6 protein-coding genes and 1 pseudogene are annotated in these 4,279 nt (G+C 30.2%); 6 read left to right on the top strand and 1 reads right to left on the bottom strand.

The genetic code is table 11. The features are described 5' to 3' along the window. The first annotated feature begins 94 nt into the window (after window positions 1-94). From SA378_RS01445 to ytxC, 6 genes are read left to right on the top strand one after another with little or no spacing between them, the layout of a single operon-like run. Window positions 95-229, top strand: a complete 135-nt coding sequence (locus SA378_RS01445; RefSeq protein ID WP_318524215.1) for a hypothetical protein — start codon at window positions 95-97, stop codon at window positions 227-229. 39 nt (window positions 230-268) lie between these two features. Continuing rightward, window positions 269-472 (top strand): small, acid-soluble spore protein, alpha/beta type, encoded by a 204-nt coding sequence (locus SA378_RS01440; RefSeq protein WP_318524214.1) that lies wholly within the window; start codon window positions 269-271, stop codon window positions 470-472. Further along, on the top strand, window positions 459-1,190 hold the full coding sequence (locus SA378_RS01435) for a class I SAM-dependent methyltransferase (RefSeq protein WP_318524213.1): 732 nt from the start codon (window positions 459-461) through the stop codon (window positions 1,188-1,190). The genes SA378_RS01440 and SA378_RS01435 overlap by 14 nt, the downstream gene beginning before the upstream one ends. A 4-nt stretch (window positions 1,191-1,194) precedes the next feature. Continuing rightward, window positions 1,195-2,094, top strand: coding sequence for an Hsp33 family molecular chaperone HslO (gene hslO / locus SA378_RS01430; RefSeq protein WP_318524212.1), 900 nt, complete (start codon window positions 1,195-1,197; stop codon window positions 2,092-2,094). 50 nt (window positions 2,095-2,144) lie between these two features. Further along, complete coding sequence (locus SA378_RS01425) at window positions 2,145-2,879, top strand: DUF6873 family GME fold protein (protein WP_318524211.1); 735 nt, start codon at window positions 2,145-2,147, stop codon at window positions 2,877-2,879. Window positions 2,880-2,905: 26 nt separating this feature from the next. Further along, the gene (ytxC, locus tag SA378_RS01420) at window positions 2,906-3,745 is read left to right on the top strand and encodes a sporulation protein YtxC (RefSeq protein ID WP_318524210.1); all 840 of its coding nucleotides are present in this window, start codon (window positions 2,906-2,908) and stop codon (window positions 3,743-3,745) included. A 246-nt stretch (window positions 3,746-3,991) separates the two neighbouring features. Here the strand turns inward: ytxC and SA378_RS01415 are convergent. Next, window positions 3,992-4,279, bottom strand: a pseudogene (locus SA378_RS01415) (spermidine/putrescine ABC transporter substrate-binding protein); the annotation flags it as partial.

Below are 4,279 nucleotides of genomic sequence, written 5' to 3'. Positions count from 1 at the left end.
TTTTTTGTAGTATAATGTTTTAAAGGGTAGATGAAAAAAGTATATAAATAGATTATAAAACTTAAAATAATAAGTCGGAATATATGGAGCGATAATGAATTTGGAATTTAAAATTATTTTGGTTGCAATGTTTTTTGTTATTTTAATAAGCTTACAATACACTTTAAACAAAATACTGATGGTATTAAAAGATATAAAATCAATATTGCTTGCAAAAAGAGATAAATAAGAATAATTTATGTAATTTCAACCATAATACTAATATCATATGGAGGATATTATGGCTGAAAAAAAGAAGAAAGCACCTACACCAGAAGATTTGATGAAAATGGAAATAGCTGAAGAACTTGGCTTGATGGATAAAGTCGAAGAATTAGGGTGGGGAGGATTAACTGCAAAAGAAACCGGCAGAATTGGCGGATTAATGACTGCTAAGAAAAAGCAAAGGAAGAAACAAAATGCAAAGTTATAAAGAGTTTTCCCAAATATATGATTTGCTTATGGATGACATAGACTATCAAAAATGGACATCCTTCATAATTAGTAAAATAAATGGCAGCAGAAAAGTATTGGAAGCTGCATGTGGTACAGGGAGCATAACTCGTTTATTGGCAGATGCCAATTATAGGGTTACTGCTTTTGATTTGTCGCAGGACATGCTTATGCGAGCTTATGAAAAGCTTGGAAGAAATCCTGGGGTAAGGCTTTTAAATCAAAATATGACTAAATTTATAATAGACGATAAGTTTGATTCGGCGATATGTTGTTGTGATGGTATAAATTATCTTACTGAAGAAGAAACAGAAATGTTTTTCAAAAATATTTATGATCATTTAAATAACAATTCAAGATTTATTTTCGACATGAGCACAGAATACAAATATGAGACTTTGTTTAATGATACTTATGTGTATGATGATGGGGATGTTTTTTATGTTTGGGAAAACATGATTGATAAATTAAACAACACAGTTGATATAGAAATTAACTTTTTTATAAAAGATTCTGAAAATAAATATTCAAGAATTACAGAAGAACAAATTCAATACATACATTCAGCAGAAAATATTATTAAGTTGTTAAAAGCTGAGGGATTCGATAATATTGAAATTTACGATGATTATAATAATGAATCATTTACAAATAAATCATTAAGGGCAGTTTTTTGTGCAACAAAATTGAAAGGATAAAATTATGGATTATATGATAAGAGCAATAGATAAGAAAAAAACATTCAGGATTTTTATGGTTAAATCTACAAATACAGTTGAAACAGCAAGAATTCATCACAATACAACTCCAACAGCTTCAGCTGCTCTGGGAAGAGCACTTACAGCGGGACTTATGATGGGATATATGATGAAAAATGAAAATGATAAACTTACTATCAACATTAATGGTGGAGGGCCTCTTGGAACAATATTAGTTGTGTCTGACAACAGAGGAAATGTAAAAGGATATGTTGATAATCCTAATGTTGATTTGGAATTAAAGGCAAATGGAAAGCTTGATGTGGGCGGTGCAGTTGGAATTAACGGAAAAATAACCGTATTGATGGATATAGGAATGAAAGAACCATATGGAGGAAGCACTGATCTCGTGACAGGAGAAATAGGCGAAGACATAGCAATGTATTACTGGAAGTCGGAACAGCAACAATCAGCAGTAGCATTGGGAGTTCTTGTAGACAGAGACTATCACATAAAGTCAGCAGGAGGATTTATTGTTCAGCCTATGCCTTTTATGGAAGAGGAAGATTTGACTAAACTGGAAAATTCACTTGGTAAGATTAGCTCTGTTTCAGATTATTTTGATAATGATGAAGATATTGAAGATATTGTAAAGAAAATATTTTGTGATTTTGAGATAGAAGTAACTGATAAAATACCTGTTGGTTTTAAATGTGACTGCTCAGAGGAACGAATGGAACAAGCATTAATATCACTTGGAAAGAAAGAATTGCAGCAAATAATTGAGGAAGACGAAAAAATAGAAACGGTCTGTCATTTTTGCAATAGAAAGTATCTGTTTGAAGGAGAAAAACTGCAAAATATTTTAAATACCTGTGGTACCAGCGGGGACGGTCCTTTTTGAGTCGGGGAAAAGACTCAAAAAGGACCGTCCCCAGCAGGTTGGGAGATAATATGAATCCGTACATACCAACTAAAACACCTCGTTATGTTATTATTGATTACAAGGCTAGCGATGAAATAATAAATTATTTAAAAAAATTGAATATTGAGCCCATTAAGACTATAAAATGTGAAGACTTACAAGAACCTGTTGACGGTCATCCTGACATGGTTATTCATCCTGTGGATTATAAAAATTTTGTCGTAGCTCCTAATGTATATGATTATTACAGAAAAGTTTTAACTGACAAAGGAATAAAAGTTATTAAAGGTGGAAAAACTCTATGTAGAAACTATCCTGAGGATATAGCATATAATGTAGCAAGAATAGGGAGTTATGCTGTACACAATACAAAGCATACAGACCAGGTTTTAAAGTATTATTTGGAAGAAGCAGGTGTTGAATTCATTCATGTAAATCAAGGCTATTCAAAGTGTTCTACAGCCTCAATCAGCGAGAACAAGGCATTGACATCAGACTTCTTGATACATGAAAAACTCAAATCATATAATATAGACTGTATGTATATAAATCCTGAAATTGTATATCTCAAAGGGTATGATCATGGATTTATAGGAGGCTGTACAGGTTTGATTAATGGAAATACATTTTTATCTACGGGTAAAATCTATGATAAGAATATTTTAAACCCATTAATAAAATTTATACAGTCTGCAGAATGTATATATGAAGAAGCTTCAAGTCAACAAATAATAGATTTGGGATCGCTGATACCAATAATATAACCTCCCTGGCAGAGAGGAGTGACTAGGTGGAGCTTTTATCATTAGAGTTAAATGAGAACGAGAATCATGAGGTGTTTAACAATATTAAAATTATAACAAATATGGATGAAAGTGATATTAATATAGAATTATCCTCCACGGATGAGGGCAATATAAGAGTAAGATATTTTACAGATGACAAAATAAATAAAAGAGGGTATATTGAAAAAATAATAGGAAAAGTTACAAAGCTCTTAGTAGAGTATGCTAAACTTGAAAGTATAGATTGTCTTAAGGAAAATTATTTTTACTTTGATGAAGAAGAAGTCGCCTCAATAATAGAATATATAGAAGATGAAATCGATAATGATATTAAAATTCAGCTTGTTATAAAAAATAAATTCAAAGAAGTGATAGAACATTCAAATTCAATAAATTTAAATGGATTTATTAATTTTAGATTGAAATTTATAAAGTTTTATTCTTCACAGGTTGTAGAAAAATGTATTGACAGTTATCTTATGAAAAAAGAATATATGGATTTCATTAGTATCATTAAATTAATTTCGGATCAAGATGAAAAAGAAAATGAATTAGTAAATGTAATGTATAGTAATAATAAGCTTCAAGTTTATGATAAAAATATGAAAAAGCTGACATATATATCAAATGCAGAATTTTCCAGCGAACTTGACAGCAAAACAAGCACATACGATGAAACAATAATAAATATATTGCTGAGCATATCGCCGAAAAAAATAATTCTTCATGATGCAAAAGTTGATAAAAAAAATAAAGAAGCACAAAATACAATAGATATAATAAAAAAAATATTTGAAGGCAAAATAGAAATATGCAAAGGCTGTAAATATTGTGACTTTCTTTAATGGGCGGGTGTCTTTAAGACACCCGAATTAGATGTTGTTTAAGGAAACTATAAGCTTTATGTAATAATATGATGTTAGGGAATATAAGGGAGGAATACATATGTCATTTTTGGTTTTAACAGCTTTAATAATTGTAACTGTTTTATCAGCTATTCACTTATTAAATATAAAAGAATCCGAAGCAAGTAATGAATCAAAATTATAAACAATAAAAAATAACGAGCATATCAGTATGCTCGTTATTTTTTATTGTTCTGCCATTATTTCTGTCCATCTTGATGTGTATAATTCAATGAACTCTTTTGGATCTCTGAACATTTCCATTTTAGCTACATCTTCTTCCGGAATGTTGAAGGCACTGTTGTTTAAGAGTTCTTCATCAACTTCTTTTATTGCTTCTGTATGAACGGTTGAATACCATACTTCATCAATATTTCTCAAAGTTGATTCTTTAGTGCAGAGAAAATCAATGAACTTTTCTGCTAAAGGTTGATTTTTTGTTGTTGAAGGAACAAACATTGCATCAATCCAAAT

This window comes from Sedimentibacter sp. (assembly GCF_033447055.1).
Taxonomy (GTDB): domain Bacteria; phylum Bacillota; class Clostridia; order Tissierellales; family Sedimentibacteraceae; genus Sedimentibacter.
This window is presented reverse-complemented; position numbering and strand designations above follow the sequence as displayed.